Source organism: Allobosea sp. (assembly GCF_036675845.1).
GTDB lineage: Bacteria > Pseudomonadota > Alphaproteobacteria > Rhizobiales > Beijerinckiaceae > Allobosea.
On the sequence record NZ_JAKFED010000080.1, the window covers coordinates 1 to 1642 of the forward strand.

Annotated in this window: 1 pseudogene; it reads right to left on the bottom strand. The window is 72.5% G+C overall.

The annotated features are described in order from the left end of the window. Positions 1-1642: pseudogene (locus V6M56_RS08965) on the bottom strand (hypothetical protein); the annotation flags it as partial.

Sequence of the window (1642 nt, forward strand, 5' to 3'; positions counted from 1 at the left end):
CCAGGCGAGCTGCTCGTCGGAGGCGCTGACCTTCAGCCCGGTGGCTTCCAGCCCCTTGCGCAGCTCCGTCACGTTGGCATGGGCGTCGTGGATCGAGCCGGCCTGCACGACGCGCGCGCCGGCCGGCAGCGGCAGGGCGTTGCGGGCTTCCTGCTCGAAAGCCTTGTCGACCTGGTGGCGGATGACGTCCTGCAGGACCATGTCGATGGCCCGGGTGGCCGAGTTGCCGCCCCCGGCGGCGATGCCACGGCCGACGGCGCGGCCCCCGAAGAAGCCGGCGACGGCGCCCGCGATGGCGCCGATGGGGCCGCCCCTGCCGCCAGCGGCGGCTCCGGCGAGCGAGCCGCCCAGCCCGGACAGGTTGTCGATCAGGTAGCCGCGCGTGGCCGTGCCTTTGCTGTCCTTCTTGTTCAGGTCGGTCTGCACCGCCTGGTACAGGCCGCGAAAGAACTCTTCGGTGCCCACGGCCAGCAGCACCGGGCCCAGAAAGGGCAGCGCCTTGGACAGGCCCGCCTTGATGCCGCGCCACAGGCGGTTGCCCAGGTTCTCGGCTTCGATCGTGACGGTGGTGTCGCCGAGGCCGATCTCGGCCGGCTCGCCGGCAGGCTCTTCCACTTGCAGGGGGTTGGCCTGGCCGGCCACGGGGATCAGGCCGGCGTCCCGGGCTTCCCGAGCCGCCGCCGCGGCATGGCCAACTGCTTTGCCATCGGCCTCGGCGGCTGTCCGCGCATAGTTGCTGCCGAGGTCGGCCGCTTCCCGCCGACGGTTCCAGGAGGCGAACGCTGCGGGCACATCGCCCGGCGCGACGTCGTTTTGTGCAAGGCCTTCCAGGAGACCGTTGTGGGTCTCGAGCATGAGCGCCTGTTGGTGAGCAACGTGGGCCTCGGCGGCGGCGGCCGCGGCCTCGCCGGCGTTGGCCCGGATCGATTTCGCTGCTTCCAGCGCCAATGCCGCGTCCTCGTCGCCTACCGCTCGGGCGACCTGGATGCCTTGCTCCAGCGCGGCGTCGGCAGCCGCGTCATCGGAGGCGTGCAACGCCGCCGCACTGTCGGAGCGCAGGGAACGAACGGCCGCGACGGTGGCGGGATCGGCTCCGGCGGCCGCCAGCCGGTCGGCGGCGGCGTCGATGGCGGTGTTGGCCGTCGCGTTGGCCGACGCCGCAGCGCTCAAGGCGTAGAACAAGATTTCCTGAGTCGCCGAACGGTAGGCCGAGAGCAGGGCGCCTTGTGCCCGGCCCGCGTGGAGCATCGCGCGGGTTGCCACTTCGCGGGCCTCGCGGGCCGCTCGCGCGAGGCCGGCGTTGCCGGGATCTCGACTGGCCGCCTGCGTCGCGGCCGCGGCGGCCCGGCTTGCGGCGGCGGCGGCGGTGTCCGCCTGCTCGACGAATGCCACCACGGAGTCGATCGAGCCGCCGTTGGCGACCCTTTGGGCGGCCGCTATCGCGCGATCGGCGGCCTGCCTGGCGATGGCCTCCTCGTCGCTGTCCAGGAGCTGCCGGCCCGTCGCACCATGCAGACGAACCGCCGGCAGGTCGTCGGAAGCTGTCGACGATCCGGGCGATCGTCGCAATGCGCCTTGCAGCGCCCCCAGCGCCTCCTTGCTCAGCGATTCCCCGGCTGTCTTGAAAGTGCGTCGTGAGGTG